The sequence below is a fragment of the Pseudomonas sp. GL_117 genome (genome assembly GCF_057835125.1).
The window spans coordinates 1,320,924-1,338,284 of record NZ_CM174418.1; the positions used below are offsets into that span (position 1 = coordinate 1,320,924).

14 protein-coding genes and 1 pseudogene are annotated in these 17,361 nt (G+C 50.7%); 9 read left to right on the forward strand and 6 right to left on the reverse strand.

The window, feature by feature from the left end; genetic code table 11:
- Positions 1 to 57: 57 nt before the first annotated feature.
- Positions 58 to 396, forward strand: coding sequence for a Grx4 family monothiol glutaredoxin (grxD, locus tag AC3ISR_RS05785; protein ID WP_065906770.1), 339 nt, complete (start codon positions 58 to 60; stop codon positions 394 to 396).
- A 69-nt stretch (positions 397 to 465) separates the two neighbouring features.
- Here the strand turns inward: grxD and bfr are convergent, their stop codons facing one another.
- Both bfr and AC3ISR_RS05795 read right to left on the reverse strand, forming a co-directional pair.
- The gene (gene bfr / locus AC3ISR_RS05790; protein WP_192297307.1) at positions 466 to 936 is read right to left on the reverse strand and encodes a bacterioferritin; all 471 of its coding nucleotides are present in this window, start codon (positions 934 to 936) and stop codon (positions 466 to 468) included.
- A 201-nt stretch (positions 937 to 1,137) separates the two neighbouring features.
- Entirely contained in the window at positions 1,138 to 1,356 is a 219-nt protein-coding gene (locus tag AC3ISR_RS05795; protein ID WP_010564137.1) for a bacterioferritin-associated ferredoxin, read from the reverse strand.
- A gap of 242 nt (positions 1,357 to 1,598) precedes the next feature.
- Here AC3ISR_RS05795 and AC3ISR_RS05800 point away from each other — a divergent pair, with 242 nt between their 5' ends.
- A complete protein-coding gene (locus AC3ISR_RS05800; protein ID WP_003172097.1) occupies positions 1,599 to 2,201 on the forward strand; it encodes a peroxiredoxin in 603 nt (200 codons plus the stop codon).
- 206 nt (positions 2,202 to 2,407) lie between these two features.
- On the opposite strand, the gene rnt is transcribed toward AC3ISR_RS05800, so the two are convergent.
- Together rnt and pyrC are read right to left on the reverse strand one after the other, a co-directional pair.
- Positions 2,408 to 3,079, reverse strand: a complete 672-nt coding sequence (rnt, locus tag AC3ISR_RS05805) for a ribonuclease T (protein WP_083359903.1) — start codon at positions 3,077 to 3,079, stop codon at positions 2,408 to 2,410.
- Positions 3,076 to 4,122: a dihydroorotase gene (pyrC, locus tag AC3ISR_RS05810; RefSeq protein WP_192297306.1), complete on the reverse strand. Its 1,047-nt coding sequence runs from the start codon at positions 4,120 to 4,122 to the stop codon at positions 3,076 to 3,078. Before pyrC ends, rnt begins: the two co-directional genes overlap by 4 nt.
- Positions 4,123 to 4,278: 156 nt before the next feature.
- Between pyrC and AC3ISR_RS05815 the strand changes: the two genes are divergently transcribed.
- The 6 genes from AC3ISR_RS05815 (at position 4,279) to AC3ISR_RS05840 (ending at position 13,189) form a co-directional block, all read left to right on the forward strand.
- Complete coding sequence (locus AC3ISR_RS05815) at positions 4,279 to 5,187, forward strand: flagellar protein MotY (protein WP_192297305.1); 909 nt, start codon at positions 4,279 to 4,281, stop codon at positions 5,185 to 5,187.
- Between the two features lie 129 nt (positions 5,188 to 5,316).
- Positions 5,317 to 6,534 (forward strand): argininosuccinate synthase, encoded by a 1,218-nt coding sequence (locus AC3ISR_RS05820; protein WP_029295244.1) that lies wholly within the window; start codon positions 5,317 to 5,319, stop codon positions 6,532 to 6,534.
- A gap of 751 nt (positions 6,535 to 7,285) precedes the next feature.
- On the forward strand, positions 7,286 to 8,653 hold the full coding sequence (locus tag AC3ISR_RS05825) for a hypothetical protein (protein ID WP_489324594.1): 1,368 nt from the start codon (positions 7,286 to 7,288) through the stop codon (positions 8,651 to 8,653).
- Positions 8,654 to 8,957: 304 nt separating this feature from the next.
- Positions 8,958 to 10,676 carry a hypothetical protein gene (locus tag AC3ISR_RS05830; RefSeq protein ID WP_489324595.1) on the forward strand — a complete coding sequence of 573 codons (1,719 nt, stop codon included), beginning with the start codon at positions 8,958 to 8,960 and terminating at the stop codon, positions 10,674 to 10,676.
- Between the two features lie 76 nt (positions 10,677 to 10,752).
- Positions 10,753 to 12,705, forward strand: a complete 1,953-nt coding sequence (locus AC3ISR_RS05835; protein ID WP_489324596.1) for a hypothetical protein — start codon at positions 10,753 to 10,755, stop codon at positions 12,703 to 12,705.
- Entirely contained in the window at positions 12,698 to 13,189 is a 492-nt protein-coding gene (locus AC3ISR_RS05840; protein ID WP_489324597.1) for a hypothetical protein, read from the forward strand. Before AC3ISR_RS05835 ends, AC3ISR_RS05840 begins: the two co-directional genes overlap by 8 nt.
- Positions 13,190 to 13,316: 127 nt before the next feature.
- On the opposite strand, the pseudogene AC3ISR_RS05845 reads toward AC3ISR_RS05840, so the two are convergent.
- Together AC3ISR_RS05845 and AC3ISR_RS05850 are read right to left on the reverse strand one after the other, a co-directional pair.
- Positions 13,317 to 13,562 (reverse strand): annotated as a pseudogene (locus tag AC3ISR_RS05845) (IS3 family transposase); the annotation flags it as partial.
- Between the two features lie 1,225 nt (positions 13,563 to 14,787).
- Positions 14,788 to 15,336, reverse strand: coding sequence for a hypothetical protein (locus tag AC3ISR_RS05850; protein ID WP_489324598.1), 549 nt, complete (start codon positions 15,334 to 15,336; stop codon positions 14,788 to 14,790).
- 1,039 nt (positions 15,337 to 16,375) lie between these two features.
- Between AC3ISR_RS05850 and AC3ISR_RS05855 the strand changes: the two genes are divergently transcribed.
- On the forward strand, positions 16,376 to 17,359 hold the full coding sequence (locus tag AC3ISR_RS05855) for an AAA family ATPase (RefSeq protein WP_489324599.1): 984 nt from the start codon (positions 16,376 to 16,378) through the stop codon (positions 17,357 to 17,359).
- Positions 17,360 to 17,361: the final 2 nt, after the last annotated feature.

The following is a 17,361-nucleotide window of genomic DNA, read 5'->3' on the forward strand; positions in this document are numbered from 1 at the left end:
GTTACAATGCGCCACCGTGCCGACCTGTGAGTCGCAAAGTTCCAGCCGAGGTGTTCCATGGATATCATCGAAACGATCAAAGAGCAGATTGCCAACAACACCATTCTGCTTTACATGAAGGGCGCGCCAAACGCTCCTCAGTGCGGTTTCTCCGCGAAGGCTTCCCAGGCGATCATGGCGTGCGGCGAGAAATTCGCTTACGTGGACATCCTGCAGAACCCTGAAATCCGTGCCAACCTGCCCAAGTACGCCAACTGGCCTACGTTCCCACAACTGTGGGTTGCCGGTGAATTGGTCGGCGGTAGCGACATCATCGTTGAGATGGCGGCTGATGGTTCGCTGCAAGCGCTGATCAAGGAAGCGGCGGCAAACGCGGCGGCCAAGACTGACGCTTGATTCGCTTGCAATGAAAAGCCCCGCTTCTCGTGAGAGAGCGGGGCTTTTTTATACCTGCGTACCGGGGGCTTATTCGCCCATCTGCGATTGCAGGTAGTTTTCCAGGCTGACTTTGTCGATCAGGCCCAGTTGGGTTTCCAGCCAGTCGATGTGTTCTTCCTGGTCTTCCAGAATATCTTCCAGCAGCTCACGGCTGCCGAAGTCGCCTTTGGTTTCGCAGTGAGCGATGGCGGCCTTGAGGTCGCTGTGGCTCTTTTGCTCGAATTTCAGGTCGCTGTTGATCATTTCCTGGGTGTGCTCGCCGATGCTCAGCTTGCCCAGGTCCTGCACGTTCGGCAGGCCTTCGAGGAACAGGATGCGCTTGATCAGCGCGTCGGCGTCCTTCATGGCTTTGATCGATTCTTTGTATTCACGCTTGCCCAGCTTTTCCAGGCCCCAATCGTCAAACATGCGTGCATGCAGGAAGTACTGATTGATCGCGACCAGTTCATTGGCAAGGATTTTGTTGAGTTGCTGGATGACTGAGATGTCGCCTTTCATGACTGGGGTCCTGCCCTGTAATAGCTGTATATAGGGCGGAGTTTGAGCGGCGAAAACCTTAGTGTCAAACCTAAGTTATTGAATAATAAATGAAAATTAATCGGAATAAGAATGTTTGTGTTCCGCGTCTTAGCGCTAACTTATTGAATTGCGGGCATAAAAAAACCGGACACTAAGTCCGGTTCTTTAAAACACGCCGATTTAAGCGTGTGTAAATTCTGCTGAATAGGGGAGCGCGGCCTGGGCTGTCTGCAGCTGCGTCAGGGTTTCCCGTACCACTTGCTTGGCCAGGCAAGCACATTTACCGCACTGGCTGGCAACGCCGGTGGTTTCACGCACTTCCTTGTAGCTGCAGCAACCTTCGTAGATTGCTTCGCGGATTTGTCCGTCGGTGACGCCAGTACAGAGGCACACATACATAAGGGAGAACCGTCGCGGGTTTAAGGCTTGAGTGCGATGGATCTTAATGTTAACGAGAATGATTGTCAAAGTAGATTCGTAGGGTATTTGCGCGTATTGCCCCTGCGCTGACGAACGGTTTTTTCAGTGTATGATGGTCGGTCTTCACGAAGCGTGACTGCGTCACAGGGTTGTCGCCTACAGGCGCCAGACTGGGCCGGTCCTTTTACTTCAATCGTCACCCTCACATCAGGAGATACCCAATGAGCGTACTCGTCGGCAAACAAGCCCCGGATTTCGATGTACCTGCCGTCCTCGGCAATGGCGAAATCGTAGACAGTTTCAAACTGTCTGAAGCCATCAAAGGCAAATACGGCCTGGTGTTCTTCTACCCGCTGGACTTCACCTTCGTCTGCCCGTCGGAGCTGATCGCTCTGGACCACCGCATGGACGATTTCAAGGCGCGTAACGTTGAAGTGGTTGCCGTTTCCATCGACTCCCATTTCACCCACAACGCCTGGCGCAACACTGCCATCAATGATGGCGGCATCGGCAAAGTCAAATACACCATGGCTGCCGACATGAAGCACGACATCGCCAAGGCCTACGACGTTGAGTCCGAAGGCGGCGTGGCTTTCCGTGGCGCGTTCCTGATCGATGACAAGGGCGTTGTGCGCTCCCAGATCATCAACGACCTGCCGCTGGGCCGTAACATGGAAGAGCTGATCCGCCTGGTCGACGCCCTGCAATTCCACGAAGAGCACGGCGAAGTCTGCCCTGCCAACTGGAAAAAAGGCGACAAAGGCATGAACGCTTCGCCAGAAGGCGTTGCGGCTTACCTGACCGAGAACGCTGGCAAGCTGTAAGCCAGATTTGAGGTACAAAAAAACGGCCTGAGAAGGCCGTTTTTTTATGGGCGGAAAATGCCTGTAGTGAGCGGGCTTGCCCCGCGCTGGGGGGCGAAGCCGCCCTAAACCCAGGCACCTCGGTGTATCAGTAAAATGGAGGCGGTTGGATTTGGGGCGGCTTCGCCCCCCAGCGCGGGGCAAGCCCGCTCACTACGACAGCGCTGTTAGTCGTTGAAGTCTTCCCAGCCGCCCATCTGCTTCCAGCGATTGACGATGCCGCAGAACAGGTCGGCGGTCTTCTCGGTGTCATAGCGCGCCGAGTGGGCTTCGCGACCGTCAAAGTCGATACCGGCTGCCTGACAGGCTTTGGCCAGTACGGTCTGGCCGTAAGCCAGGCCCGCGAGGGTAGCGGTGTCGAAGCTGGAGAACGGGTGGAACGGGTTGCGCTTCATGTCCAACCGCGCCACGGCGGCGTTCAGGAAACCCAGGTCGAAGCTGCTGTTGTGGCCGACCAGGATCGCGCGTTTGCAGCCATTGGCCTTCAACGCCTTGCGCACGCCACGGAAGATGTCGGTCAGTGCCGCTTCTTCACTCACGGCCATGCGCAGCGGGTGATCGAGCTTGATCCCGGTAAATTCCAGGGCCGCCGCCTCGATGTTGGCGCCTTCGAACGGCTCGACGCGGAAGAAGTGGGTGTGTTCCGGGAACACGAAACCCTGTTCATCCATGCCGATGGTGGTGGCTGCGATTTCCAGCAAGGCGTCGGTGGCGCAATTGAAACCACCGGTTTCTACGTCGATGACAACCGGCAGATAGCCGCGGAACCGCTCGGCCATCGGGTGGCGTGAACCGCCACCGCTGTGCTCGTGTTCGTCGTCGTAATGGTCTTCACTCACTTGCTTTCCTCCAGCAGGCGCCAGCGCAGTGTTTCACCGGCGCGCAGCGGGATAACAGTCAGCTCGCCAAACGGCAGGCTGGCAGGGGCGGTCCAGTCTTCACGGACCAGGGTGATGCGGTCGGTATTCGCCGGCAGGCCGTAGAAACGCGGGCCGTTGAGGCTGGCGAAACCTTCGAGCTTGTCCAGGGCATTGCGTTGTTCGAACGCTTCGGCGTACAGCTCGATCGCCGCATAGGCCGTGTAGCAACCGGCACAGCCGCACGCGGCTTCCTTGGCATGCTGGGCATGTGGAGCGGAGTCGGTGCCGAGGAAGAACTTCGGATTGCCACTGGTGGCGGCATCCAGCAGTGCCACTTGATGGGTGTTGCGCTTGAGGATCGGCAGGCAATAGAAATGCGGCCGAATCCCGCCCACCAGCATGTGGTTGCGGTTGTACAGCAGATGGTGAGCAGTGATGGTCGCGCCGACGTTGGCCGAGGCCTCGGTGACGAACTGCACGGCATCGGCGGTGGTGATGTGTTCGAACACTACCTTGAGGGTCGGGAACAGTTCGACCACGCGACGCATGTGCTCGTCGATGAAGATCTTCTCGCGATCGAACACGTCCACGTCGCCACGGGTGACTTCACCGTGGATCAACAGCGGCATGCCGACTTCGGCCATGGCTTCGATGGCCGGCAGGATCTTGTCGATACTTGTCACACCGGAATCGGAGTTGGTGGTCGCGCCAGCCGGGTACAGCTTGGCGGCGTGCACGTAGCCGCTGGCCTTGGCCTCGCGAATCTCGTCGGGCTGGGTGCGGTCGGTGAGGTAGAGCACCATCAGCGGTTCGAAGCGGCTGCCGGCCGGGCGCGCAGCGAGGATACGCTGGCGATAGGCGTCGGCTTCAGCGGCGTTACGCACCGGAGGTACCAGGTTAGGCATGATGATGGCACGGCCAAACGTGCGCGCAACATCGGCCACGGTTTGGGGCAACGCAGCACCATCGCGAAGATGAATATGCCAGTCGTCGGGACGCAGCAGGGTCAGGCGGTCGGACATTGGGGATTCCAGGCGGGTCAATCTGGTGGGAATGCTACCGGAAAAGACTCTTGCAGGCACTCGCTATCAAGTTTTACAGGATGCATCCGATAGCCTTTCGTATGCCTTATCGATGTATGACGCTTTGAAGTGTTGTAGAAACCAGTGGAGCCTCCCGTGCGCCAGCATTATCTAGCCCTGCTCAGTGTGTTCGCCAGCCTGCCTGCGATGGCCCTCACGTTCCAGACACGTCTGGAGAATATTGAGTGGAAGGTAGAGGGCGACAAGTTTGAGTGCCGTCTGAGCCAACCGATCACCGATTTTGGTTCGGGTGAGTTCGTGCGCCGGGCCGGCGAGCAGGCGACGTTTCGTCTGAAAGCCTTTAATGGTTCGCTGGGCGCAGGTTCGGCCACCTTGCTGGCCGCTGCCGCACCTTGGCAGCCCGGACGCGGCGACATCAATCTGGGAGCCGTGCGTGCCGGCAGTGGCGAAGTGCTGTTCAACAGCTCCCAGGCCCAGGCCGGGCGCCTGTTCAATGGTTTGCTCGAGGGGCGTTCGCCGACCGTACGGCATTACGGGCGTGAGGGTGGCTACTCGGAAATCCGCCTGTTGCCGGTGAAATTCAACAAGGCCTACAGCGACTATCAACTGTGCACCGCCAAGCTGCTGCCGATGAATTACGATCAGGTCAAGCAGACCGAAGTCGGCTTTCCGGGCGGTGGCATCGAGCTGGATGCGGCGGCCAAGCAGAAGCTGGCGGTGATTCTTGAATTCATGAAGGCAGACCCGACCGTCAACCACATCGAGTTGAACGGCCACTCGGACAACAGCGGCAACCGCCTGACCAATCGTGATGTTTCACGGCGTCGTGCATTGGCGGTGATGGACTACTTCAAGGCCAATGGCATCGAGGAGTCGCAGATTACCCTGCGCTTCCACGGCGAAAGCTACCCGCTGGCGCCCAACACCAATGCTGCCAACCGCGCACGCAACCGCCGCGTCAATATTCAGCTGGAGCGGGTCGCAACTCCCGAGAAACCGGCACCCCAGGCTGCGGTCCGGAGTAATCCCGCAGCCACCTCATAAGGTGCGACCACCGGTCGCCCTCTCGACATAATCTGTCGCTTTATCTTCATTTGCTGTCGCGCCCCTGTAATTTCACGGTTTTGATCGGTAGAATCGTCGCCTTTCCGTACAACCCCGTGGAGTGATGGCATGGCCGACGTAAACAAGGTCGTTCTCGCGTATTCCGGCGGCCTGGACACTTCGGTGATCCTCAAGTGGCTGCAGGATACTTATAACTGTGAAGTGGTGACCTTCACCGCTGACCTGGGTCAGGGCGAAGAGGTCGAACCTGCACGTGCCAAGGCGCAAGCCATGGGCGTGAAAGAGATCTACATTGACGACCTGCGCGAAGAATTCGTCCGCGATTTCGTTTTCCCGATGTTTCGCGCCAACACCGTCTATGAAGGCGAGTACCTGCTGGGTACTTCCATCGCACGTCCGCTGATCGCCAAACGCCTGATCGAAATCGCCAACGAAACCGGCGCCGACGCCATTTCCCATGGCGCGACCGGCAAGGGCAACGACCAAGTGCGTTTCGAACTGGGCGCCTACGCGCTCAAGCCGGGCGTCAAAGTGATTGCCCCTTGGCGTGAATGGGACCTGCTGTCCCGTGAAAAGCTGATGGATTACGCTGAAAAGCACGCAATCCCGATCGAGCGCCACGGCAAGAAGAAGTCCCCGTACTCGATGGACGCCAACTTGCTGCACATCTCCTATGAAGGCGGCGTGCTGGAAGACACCTGGACCGAGCACGAAGAAGACATGTGGAAATGGACCGTCTCCCCGGAGAACGCGCCAGACAAGCCACAGTACCTGGAACTGACCTACCGCAACGGCGACATCGTCGCGCTGGACGGCGTCGAAATGACTCCGGCTACCGTGCTGGCGACCCTGAACCGTATCGGTGGCGAACACGGTATCGGCCGCCTCGACATCGTCGAGAACCGTTACGTGGGCATGAAGTCCCGTGGCTGCTACGAAACTCCGGGCGGCACCATCATGCTGCGCGCTCACCGCGCCATCGAGTCCATCACCCTGGACCGTGAAGTGGCTCACCTCAAAGACGAGCTGATGCCTAAGTACGCCAGCCTGATCTACACCGGCTACTGGTGGAGCCCTGAGCGTCTGATGCTGCAACAGATGATCGACGCTTCCCAGGTCCACGTGAACGGCGTTGTGCGCCTGAAGCTGTACAAAGGTAACGTGATCGTCACCGGGCGTAAATCCGATGAGTCGCTGTTCGACGCCAACATCGCCACCTTCGAAGAAGACGGCGGCGCCTACAACCAGGCGGACGCAGCGGGCTTTATCAAGTTGAACGCACTGCGCATGCGCATTGCGGCCAACAAAGGTCGCAAGTTGTTCTGAGTGTTCAAGACACTCTAAGGAAAGCCCCTTGTTGAAGGGGCTTTTTTTTGCCCGATGAAAAGCCAGGCAGCCTTGATTCGATCTTTTGTTTATCGATGTTTAAACTTTGTTGAAGTTAAGGCGACAGGAAATTTGTCTGCCGGGCCAACTGCACTTGATGGCTTGTTTGCGAGGTGAAATGAATTAATTACACCCGGCAAGGAACTATGTCTTACAGATAAATCACACAAGTAAGCACAATTTAATTGTTGTGCGCTGAATGCTCTGTAGGAAATATGGGTGTAAATGAATATGTTTAATGGAACTAAAAAGGTGGTGGTTTTCTTGGCATCTCAAGGGGGCGATGGCCACAAGCAAGGGATATTTCCTGAAAGTCGTGTGCGCTACTTTCGCCGTCCATCCCATATCCGAGGGATAATTTATTCAAAATATGTGTGGGACCGGAAAGATCTGAAAGGCCTCATACAACTCGCTACGGTCGACTTTGCGTTTTTTTGTAGGTCAATTCCTATTGCGTTGTGGGTTGGGTCTCTGCTTGCTGTTGCGCGGGGGGGAATACTATGCCAACTAGGAAACGACTAGGCTATTGTGCTTGCTCTGAATAATTCGAACAGCGAAATTGGACTTTCTTATGAATAAAGTGCTGATCGTGGATGATCATCTTATCCGTTCGTCTGAGAAGTGCTATTTTTAGGTTGTAGGGAACGGCAATCGAGCTACGCTGTTATTTTCTACCTAAGCGATGAAAAAAATGTCTTCTTATCAGTTGGTTTACACGGATCCAAACTTTCTCGTAGAAAACAATTACGGTAAGGTTGCTCACGTTCCATGTATCTTTGATGCAAGGCCTGGATTTCATCGTTTGGGAAGTGAATATCTCATCGACCGGGCTTTGGGTAGGTGGTCGCCAACGAGGGTTGAAACACGGAACTTTGTCAGACCACCTTCTTCCAAAAGCATAAAAAATTATGGCAGTTGGCTGTGCAATTTCCTGGAATGGTGCGGCTGCAGATTGATTGATCCGCTAAATATTGATGTTGTAGAAGATCTAATAGGTAAGTATCAACGCGAGATGATTGAGGGTGTCTGGTCGCGAGATAATCGAAGTCTGAGTGAGAAGACGATCAATGTAAGAGTTGATTCGGCATTGGGTTTCCTGGCGTGGGCAGAGTTTCGAGGGTACAGAATCCGGAAACAGAATGCTCAATACACTATATATGATGATAAATCTTTAGTTGCTGATAATCGTCGTGCACGCGCAAAAACCTCTTCGGGTACACGGTTGAGAGAAAGCAACAGCTTTATTGTACTGCCTGATACACAAGCGTTGATAAGTTGGCGTGCAAGGGTCGGCTCAAGGCCAGTTAGAGGCAATACTGAAGTTTTAATAGTTGACCTAATTATGGAGTCCGCTATCAGGATCACCGAAGCATCTTGTTGGCGTGTTGATACATTGCCGTTGGCCATGGATGATTGGGATATTATTAATCCTGCAATGCCTGATAGATTAAAGTTGGTTTCGCTGAAGATGTGCTACGGTACCAAAGGGCCCGATTACGGATATTCTCATGGTGACAAGATAGGGCCAGAAGGCCGTATACGTATCTCTTACGAACTTGCACTTAGGATCCATTACTATCGAAAAAACGATCGCCCTCATGCTTTAGGGATTGCTATAAAATCCGCGGTTACCTTGAAAGCTCAGCGGAGGATACGTGACGAATCTGTACAATTGTTTTTGAATCCAGTATCAGGGCTTAGATACACCGCCGATCAGATTTATGAAGTCTGGAGGTTAGCGACTCCTCCCAAAGGATGGAGCCCTCACAAAGCGAGAGATTATTGGGCATGCTCTCTATTGTGGGAGCGAATGGATGAGCAAAGGAGAGTGCTGGTTAAATTTGCAGGAACCGAGTTTGAAAGCGAACTGCTGATTTCACTTAGAACTAATGCCGAAACCTGTATTTTGTTAGAAATACTTCCACAGCTGCGGCATAAATCAAAAGAGACCACCCTTATCTATCTAAAGTGGTTTACTGACAACTCGTCGTTCGCATTAAATTTTCATTTGAAGTGGACTGAAGAGCTTTGCAGTGACTCGGACAAGAACTGTGATTAGGTTCTATAATAAGAATCACGCCGCGGCGGATGGTTCCCTTATTCCGGCTTTACTGGTTCCCGAAAAAATAACCCCTGAGAGTTTGCTGGTTTTCTGGACCCATCACCCCGTTAAACCCACGCTGGTTGATCTACGAATTTTTGATACGGGCAATCTCGATTCGGATACCCGCTGCAAGCATAGATTTTCGGGCCGGCCAACGTTGATACGTCAAATCGCCCCATTTTTTAAATTAATATCCCGTTATTATTCTAAATCTACTTTGAATACAGTTAGGTATTCAATGCGTAGCTGGTTTTCCTTAATGGATGATGTTGAAAAGGAAGCCGCTCTTCTAGGTGTGGATTTCGCAAAAATTGAAGATGTGTGTGATCTTAGTTTTATTCACTATCAAGAGGCGTGCAAAAAAAATATTAAAGGCGACAGGTTTCGTTTTTTTTTAATTATCGTCAATACGATACGACAGGATCGTGGACTCCCAAAGCTCTATTGGGCGGTAGGTGAAAAAAAACCTGTGGCGCGTTACCTACCTCACGCACGGCCAGTGCTTTTGTTAAGAGGTATATTGAAAGAAAACTGGGAGCTGACCCGTAAACGTTGGATGAAATTAGATATCATGAGAACGGATGGCTTTGAACCGTCGACAGTTTTTGAATCAAAATTGTGTCGTGAGTGGGAGTTTTTAAAAGCCGCTCAGATACGATGTTCTCAAGTTTTTCCAAGCGGCGATCAATTAAGAGATGGATCGAACCCAAAAGACTTTACTGCTCGGACCGGCTTTCGTCTCTATGAAATGTGGGTAAATCAGTTTGAAAACGGAACGGATATCAACTCAGCGTTTCATATGTGTCTTGCTGTGACTGCATGGAACCCGGCAGTGCTGTTATCACTTGATGCTTCGTGCTCTGAAGAGTGGCTGCACGACCATCCGAGCGATCAGACTTGTTTTGTTCTAATAGGAACAAAAGCGAGGGCTGGAGGAAACGCGCAACCTATTGTCGGGCTGTGGAAAACCAAGTTTGGCGCAGGCTCTATAATTAGGATTGTATTAGAGCGTACTAATTACCTTCGTAGACAATTGATTCACGATTTGGCGGAAGAAAACGCTAAATTAGATAAATTGATTTCATTGCAAGCACCACATCTGGATATATTGAAGCAATACGAGAAGGTAGTGCAGCTTCAAGAGGGAACAAAAAGCGTGTGGTTATACGTTGCTAGAAAAGGCGGTATCAGCTGGATCAATGAGTCGAAGGGGGCGAAGGTTGGGCATGTCACATACCTGACTACAGTGCTACATGAAACCAACCAGAGACTACGGCACGCTGGCCAAGAAGTCATAGAAAACTTCACCCCTTCAGACTTTAGAGATGCGTTTGCTGAGTATGTCTGGCGTCATAGTGGAGGAAATGTGGTAGCCGTAATGCGCGCACTAACGCATTCGAGAGTATCTACCACTCAGAAATATCTTGATAACAACCTTTTTAATGCTGAGAGGGATGGGCAATTTTTAAGCTTTGTTGGAAATCTTTTTTTGCTTATAAAAGAAGGTAATGTGCAGCCTTCCTTACTTGCTTACATGCAGAAAATCGGCAATGTCTCGGCACAGCAAAAGGATCAATTGGATTTATATCGACAGATCCTGCAGAGCAGGATCGGAGTAGGGTGCAGCAACCCTCTAAATCCGCCAGAGCGCCTACAATCCAAAAAAGGGGGGTTTTGTAGCGCTCATCGGTGCTTAGTATGTCCTGAAAATGCCGTAATTCTTAGAGAGTCGCTTGATGGCATATCGATGCGTGTCGAGGAGTTGATAGAGATAAAATTTCAAATACCAATTGAGGCGTGGATGTCTTCAGATTTTCAAATAGAACTTCAAAATGGAATATATGCGCTTGGTAATTTTGATCGTAAGCAAGTGGATCAATCTCGCAATCTATGGCGATCTAAAATATCCTCTGGCTCGCATCATGTTCCTGGGTTGACTATCAATCGGCGGAGAGACAAAAGTGAGATTAACCGCTAAGAGAGATTGGCCGCTTGATGTCATTAATCACGGTGCTTGGACCGGCTCTGGCATAGTGCTGGAGCGAATACAACATATGCACACTGAAGAAATAGCCGAATTCCAAGCCATGATTGGCCATGGTCATAGCTACGGTCGTTGGGAGACGCCTAAAGAAATGATTGGGCGTACTCTCACCCCTGCGAAAGCTACGATAATACTTAGGGATAGAGTGATACAGCATCTTCCAGAAAGCTATCAGCCCACGCCTGCTCTTATATCGTTGCTGGATGAGGCGGAAATGTGGCTGGCGCGTTATGCTCTTTTGATCAGGCTTGGGCCCAGTTCGTCTAGGCGTACTAATGGCTATTTTTTAGATCCTACAACTATAGCTAATATACTATATGCATCTATTCCGAAAATACTAGCGGCTGGTATTGTAAATAGATATGAAAACGCAGATTTGTTGGGGTTGGTGTCATGCCTCACCAGCTCCCAGATAGATGGATATATGAAGGGGGCGCAACTACATCGGCTAGAAGTCAGAAGAATGCATAAGCTCGTAGAGCTTGGGTTATGGAATGACGGTCCTAGTGCACAGTTTTATTCCGGAACGTTGGATCCGGCGGGGGGGCGTACGGAGATCTGCCCCGAGGACAGAAAAAATCCCTGGCAACCTTTGCCCGATAGCTATCTTTCGTCCATGGGGCAAAAAGTTATTTCACTGGCTGAGCTCGTCGGTCCCAAGGTGATCACTATATTGTCGGAAGTATCTAAATGCCCACAAGACTCTTTCGCTGAGTCCGTGCGGAAGGTCTTAGATGGCTATGATTGGGGTGAGTGTACTACAGATTTAGAACCTATTATTAACCTTGGGTCTGTTTATAATAACTCAAAAAACAACGAGACTATATGGCCTCCAAGAGATTTTAGCGAGCTAAAAGTTCTTTGTGGTGCCCTCCAGTCGGCACATCTCTGGCTTTTATTTATAGCAATGGGGGGGCGGTGTCAGGAAGTGTTGTCTGTACGTCGGGATGCAATTGTAGAAACGAGCGGTGGTACTTATCGAGTGAAAGGTCGAACTTTTAAATTCGTTTTGTCGCATTTCGGTGAGGAGCGAATTTGGAATATTCCACCTAGCATCGCGGTATTTCTTGTGCAACAGTCAGATTTGGTTGCAGCAATTTCGAAAGCTTACGTCGCTCGCCAAAGTATTGTGCCGGCTAGTTTAGATTATCTATTTGTGAAACTTACTGATAAAGGGCAAGGAGAATGGTTTTATCCGCTCGTTGATGCAAATCATGCGCTTATCAGCTTGGCAAAACGACTTGGATTTAGTCCGAATCCAGGCGGGCATCGGATTCATACTCATCGATTTAGAAAAACTGTTGCGAGGCTAGCCGCACTTGCTATTACAGAAAGCCCTATGGTTCTCAAAAATATATTCGGACATCAGAACATAGAGCAAACGTTGAGCTATATGCTCAGTGATAAGTCGTTGCAGGCCGATATTGCCTTAGTCGCGCGAGAATTGAGGATTTTAAGGTGCAGTAACATTTTAGAGGTCGTTCGTGATGCTAACGAATGCAGAGACGGAACCTACGCCGGCTATGGCGGTGGAGCGATGCCATCAGTTATGGCGGCGATTAGAGCTAAAAATAGGGAAGTTTCGTCGGCCGGTGAACAATGGAATGATAAGACCACTTTAGAGTTGGCCACGCTTCTTAGCCTCAATGGTGAGGGGTATCGGATAATACGTCCCGGAGTTATCTGCATCAAACCTGGGAAGTCATTTACACCTTGTAATTGTGGTAGTGATTGTGTGAGTCGAATTGAAGATAGGTTGGCACGGCGAGATGTTGAGTTAGTTTTTTCTGCTCTTTTGGCGCAGGGCTCAGACGCCCATGCGTCGGGAAATTTACTTTTGCTGTCCAATATTCTTGACCAATGTTCCAACGAGCTTTCAAGATTTGAAGGTATTGAGATTTCTGAATCTGATCTTTTTGAGTATAGACGGTTGATCACTTCTCTGGAGTTGGCATGTGAGTAACTATAAGGATGCGGCCGTGAAGAATGGGGCTCTACGTACTCTGGGTGTCAGGACAAGAATTCTGGCCGCCATGGTAGAAATTGAGCAAGAAATACAGGCTTCTGGCGGTTTTTATTTAGCTAATAATGGACGGCTTAGTAAAAGCGAGTTGTGCCGCCGTGCAGGGTTGGGGAAAACTACAATTTTTGCTGTACAGCATTCTATACTGAGCGATTCGATAGATGAATGGTTGGAAAAATTAAATAATATTTCAAAGCGGAGCTCCAGTCGTCGTAATGCGTCTGAGTTAGCGTCTGCATGGAAGAGCAGGTATTTGGCACTTTCGAATTCACATCATAAAACAGAGCTGGATTTAATTTCCATGAAAGCTAAGTATGATCATCTCTCCAATATCTATGACGACCTAAGACTAGAAAATACGTCTCTGCGCGAAGCATTAGAAAAATTTGAGGCCAAAGTTATAGTTCCGATAAAGTTGAGATAGTGGCTGTGATTTTTTATCAGTGCACATCGGCATTAGCTCCACCTAAGCAGGACTTCGTATATTAGAACAGTGTGTGCAGACTCATTCTTATGCCATGGACATGGGGGATGCGAAAAACTTGGACTGGTTATGCCGCTAACACCAGGCTTTCACGATACTCAATGAGACTGAGCGCGCTGAGGGAAATCTTTATACGTTTTTCGTTGTACAAGCGAATGTATAAATTCAAGTTCTGAATGAACTGCTCGATGCTCATTGACTGCCAGTTGCGAGGATTGAACAGCTCCGTTTTCAGTCGGCCGAAGAAACCTTCACAAGCCGCGTTGTCAGGTGAGCAGCCTTTGCGCGACATCGAACGAATCAGCTTCGCATCAGTCTTCACGCACATAGGGACTCAGCTTATTCATTCGCCTCTATCCATGTCGTCATAGCCTCAGTTTTGTACCACTGTTTGTCGAAGAGTCGCAGTGCTGACTCCACGACGCACGGCTTTCGACCTAAGGCAACCTGTCCTTACGGGCAGAAAATGTCTAGGGGCGTACGGTGGACACAGTGATGACAAATGGGTAGCGTCATCGACGCAGCTTTCGAATCTAGAGGGCAGCAGAACTTGCCGTCGAAATTGTCGTGATTCCCTCTAGGCAATGTCGCGTTTGCCGCGACAGCCTCAAAGCAAGGCAAGAACTAAAAGGACGACAAGGGGGCGTAATACGATAGGCCATCCGACATGGAGTGCCGTCTAATAGAAGTTAGACTTTTCAAGGAGTAATAGCGATGCCTATCACTATCCCCGATTCCTTCTGGTATAGAAACAAAAGTTCTGAGAGGGATGCTCCTTCTTCATGCCTATACGCGAATGTTCATAAATGCCCAAGGTACTATGCAAGTATATATATGCTTGGTGAAGCCAAGGTCACCACTTCTATCAGTGCCGATAAAAAATAAGCTTTGGATGCTTTTTGGGGAAGTTCAGGGTTGTTGCCAGTTATTGGCGAAGAGGGTGTGACATTTGGGAATAAATGCAACGCACCTACGCTGAAGTCCACATTCTGTCGTATGATTTACCCCAATATTATGCAACTAAAACTTATAAATAGGTGCAACTGGCCGCATTATGAATAGCATTAGCTGCAACCAGCCTCGGTTCTCAGTTGCCAGGCGCATAAAATCTACGACGCGTAGCCTTTCTGGAGTGTTTGCTTTTCTCGGACAGGGTGTTGCTTTCGAGTCCATGCTGGAGCGTGACTTCCTCAGTCGCATGGATTTCAGGAAGGATGTTCTGACTGTCGCCTCGCAGCCGGTTCAACTGAATTTCGTTGCTCGCAGCGGCCGGTCCTCTACCTATACCCCGGATTATCTTGTTCATTTCCATTCGTACAACTGAGCGCCGGCGGTCGTATCAGCGATACCGCTGGAGTTCCTCGGACTGATGGTGAAAGTGTATCCTGCTGATTGTCAATCAGGCCTGTTAGGCCCGCTTGCGATACGGGTTCGATGGTTAGGCGACTGGGCATTTTGTTTCAGTGTGCTTTCCACAGGCCGGCTTGCGCGAGCTGTCCAGATGTCCTTCGTACGGCTGGTACGTTACGTCCTAACAGCTACGCGCGATATTCACCTTCATCTGCGGCGTTCAATAATTTCTCCAGTGTTTCATAGCCTTCGTCGTGGCTCATTGGGAAGCCGATGACATCTTCAGCATCGAATCTGAATGGCTCAGATTCCATGACAGTCCTGAAAAATGTGTTAGCTAAAACGATACCGCCCTGATTTAGCCAGGGTTCTGCTTTTCTACCATCGAGTTGATCAAAAAATACCGATAAAACCGCAGTCGCCAATGGGCGCATTTCGCTGGAGGAGGAGGAAAACTCCCAGTACCAGCGTCCCTTGGCAGGGCAAAACGTTGGGCAATCATCGTTCAGCATGTAATTCCAATTGTTGCTTTCCCACATCCACTGCGGGGGCTGAAGCAGACTTGGAGGGGTGCCTTCTCTATATACCGTCACTTCATAATTTCGACCATTACCCCAAACCTCGACTGGTCGCGCCTTAAAATATGTGAGGGCGCGCTCGCGTAGTTTGAAGGCTGCCAGTGGAGCGTTGACGCCACTTTGCACCTGCGCCGGTGTCCTGCCCTCGGCCACTTCCATCACAGCCGTTCCGATACCAATGTTTAGTTGATGGATGCAGAGGTTGCAGATCCAGGTAGAGGCGCCCGATTAAAGGCTTAGGCAGCTTGTCTGCACACCCCGCTTCCAGGATGACGGGCATAATCCGCACGCCCGGTTCATCAGCTATCTCCGCCAACATTTTCAGCTCGCGGTGCAGACCTGAACCTTTCTGTTGGGCGGCTCTGATATAGTTCTGGTCACACAAACATAACCACTCTTTGTTCTCAAACCCGTCGCCCCATGCGTAGGAGATGAAGATGTGGCCACAGTTTTCTAGGTCAGTCATTTTGCGAGTCTTCTGTGACGAGGGAGCGACATCACCATGTCGCTGGTCTGGGTTGACGAATCGCGATTCGCACGTCAACAAAAAGCCTTAGCGAGGAATGATAAAGGCTAAAAGCCACCACTCTTAAAGTTATTGGGCTTTATTTGGGCCGGTTGTTCAGGTCTCGATTATTCTGCTTCGGATGGTTGGCCCGCAAGCAGCGCAGTCGCGCGTTGATTTGCAGTCGCCGTTGATAGTTACTTTGCTTTGAATAGGGTCTAAAAAATATTTTATTGAGAGGTGAGAGTTAGATCGCTTCGTAGTAATCAAAAATTTCGGTATTACTTACTCTGTCAATCGCGAGCATAAAGTTAGTTTGAGGAGGATAGCACTCTATCGCAGCGATCAATATTTTTTGATTGAGTTATTAATGTCGGTGATGTTCAGAATGATCTGGCTATCCTTCGATGCAGGTGCTTGATATCGCGGGTTATACGGCCGCTGCCGCTCGTCGTATGGTGCAACAAAACCTAGGAAAGTCGAGAGAAGTACTGGACAAAAACCCACCGTAGGCGATACTCTTACGTATAGCTTAATGTAAGGAGTTCTAGATACTCTTTACTCTAGAGAATGGAATGGAGTCCTTATATGTTAGCTCGCAATAATTCAGCCTTTTAGTTGCACTGCTTAGGGCAGGAATTAGTTTCATGAGTTGACGACTCTGAGAAACAACCTTATGGCAGGATATATAAAATGGCGAATGGAAAAGTACTCAGGCAACTTGTAAAAGCGGGTGCCATCGGAGATCTGGCGGCGTTCCGTCGTGCCTCTGAAGCTATCATCGAAGAAGAGCGCCAAAAGCAACATCACTTATTGGCAAACGATTTAGAGCAGATCCTCTATGGGGGGGATATGCATGTTCAGTCTGCACGTAAACCACAGTTTACTGCTGACATTCCTGTAGACAAGGAACGTGGACTACCGTTGCTCGACATCAGGCCACCCAAGCGATCGCTGGAGGAGATCATCCTCCCAGAAAGCAGCTCCTCGATGATCGATGAGATGCTGGAAGAGCATCGACGCGCAGAGGTGCTTCGTAGCCATGGCATGAAGCCGTCAGGAAAAGTGATTTTCTTTGGCCCACCTGGATGCGGTAAGACCTTGGCTGCTGAAGTCATTGCTTTCGAACTGGACCGCCCTCTGGCTATTGTTCGTCTCGATGCATTGGTCTCCTCTTTCCTGGGTGAAACAGCGGCGAATTTAAGGAAGGTCTTTGATTTCATCGCGAAACATCAGTTGATCGTTCTTTTCGACGAGTTTGATGCGATTGGGAAAGAGCGTGGTGATAGCGGTGAGCACGGCGAGCTACGGCGCGTGGTGAACGCGGTGTTGCAGATGATGGATGCCTATGACGGGCAGAGTCTTATTCTTGCAGCAACTAACCACGAAAGTATTCTAGATTCGGCAATTTGGCGCCGGTTTGATGACGCCATTGAGTTTCCGTTGCCTGATCACAAGCAGCTAATAGCATTGTTACAGCTTAAATTGCGAGGGACACGTCGTCAGTTCGAACTAGATGACCCCGAGCTGTTAAAAGAATTTGATGGAAAAAGTGGTGCTGACGTGGAACGTGTTGTCCGGCGCGCTGTGAAGCGTATGATATTACGCAACCAGGAGTTCCTCACGGTCAAAGAGCTACGTAATGCATTGGTGCGGGAGGGACTCCGCAAGCACTAATC

What these genes read in the sequence shown, in the direction of transcription:
- AC3ISR_RS05835 (WP_489324596.1), top strand. Translation starts at nt 10,753, where the DNA reads ATGCACACTGAAGAAATAGCCGAATTCCAAGCCATGATTGGCCATGGT.
- AC3ISR_RS05830 (WP_489324595.1), top strand. Translation starts at nt 8,958, where the DNA reads ATGGATGATGTTGAAAAGGAAGCCGCTCTTCTAGGTGTGGATTTCGCA.
- AC3ISR_RS05850 (WP_489324598.1), bottom strand. Translation starts at nt 15,336, where the DNA reads ATGGAAGTGGCCGAGGGCAGGACACCGGCGCAGGTGCAAAGTGGCGTC.
- AC3ISR_RS05795 (WP_010564137.1), bottom strand. Translation starts at nt 1,356, where the DNA reads ATGTATGTGTGCCTCTGTACTGGCGTCACCGACGGACAAATCCGCGAA.
- AC3ISR_RS05855 (WP_489324599.1), top strand. Translation starts at nt 16,376, where the DNA reads ATGGCGAATGGAAAAGTACTCAGGCAACTTGTAAAAGCGGGTGCCATC.
- AC3ISR_RS05825 (WP_489324594.1), top strand. Translation starts at nt 7,286, where the DNA reads ATGTCTTCTTATCAGTTGGTTTACACGGATCCAAACTTTCTCGTAGAA.
- AC3ISR_RS05800 (WP_003172097.1), top strand. Translation starts at nt 1,599, where the DNA reads ATGAGCGTACTCGTCGGCAAACAAGCCCCGGATTTCGATGTACCTGCC.
- AC3ISR_RS05820 (WP_029295244.1), top strand. Translation starts at nt 5,317, where the DNA reads ATGGCCGACGTAAACAAGGTCGTTCTCGCGTATTCCGGCGGCCTGGAC.
- grxD (WP_065906770.1), top strand. Translation starts at nt 58, where the DNA reads ATGGATATCATCGAAACGATCAAAGAGCAGATTGCCAACAACACCATT.
- pyrC (WP_192297306.1), bottom strand. Translation starts at nt 4,122, where the DNA reads ATGTCCGACCGCCTGACCCTGCTGCGTCCCGACGACTGGCATATTCAT.
- bfr (WP_192297307.1), bottom strand. Translation starts at nt 936, where the DNA reads ATGAAAGGCGACATCTCAGTCATCCAGCAACTCAACAAAATCCTTGCC.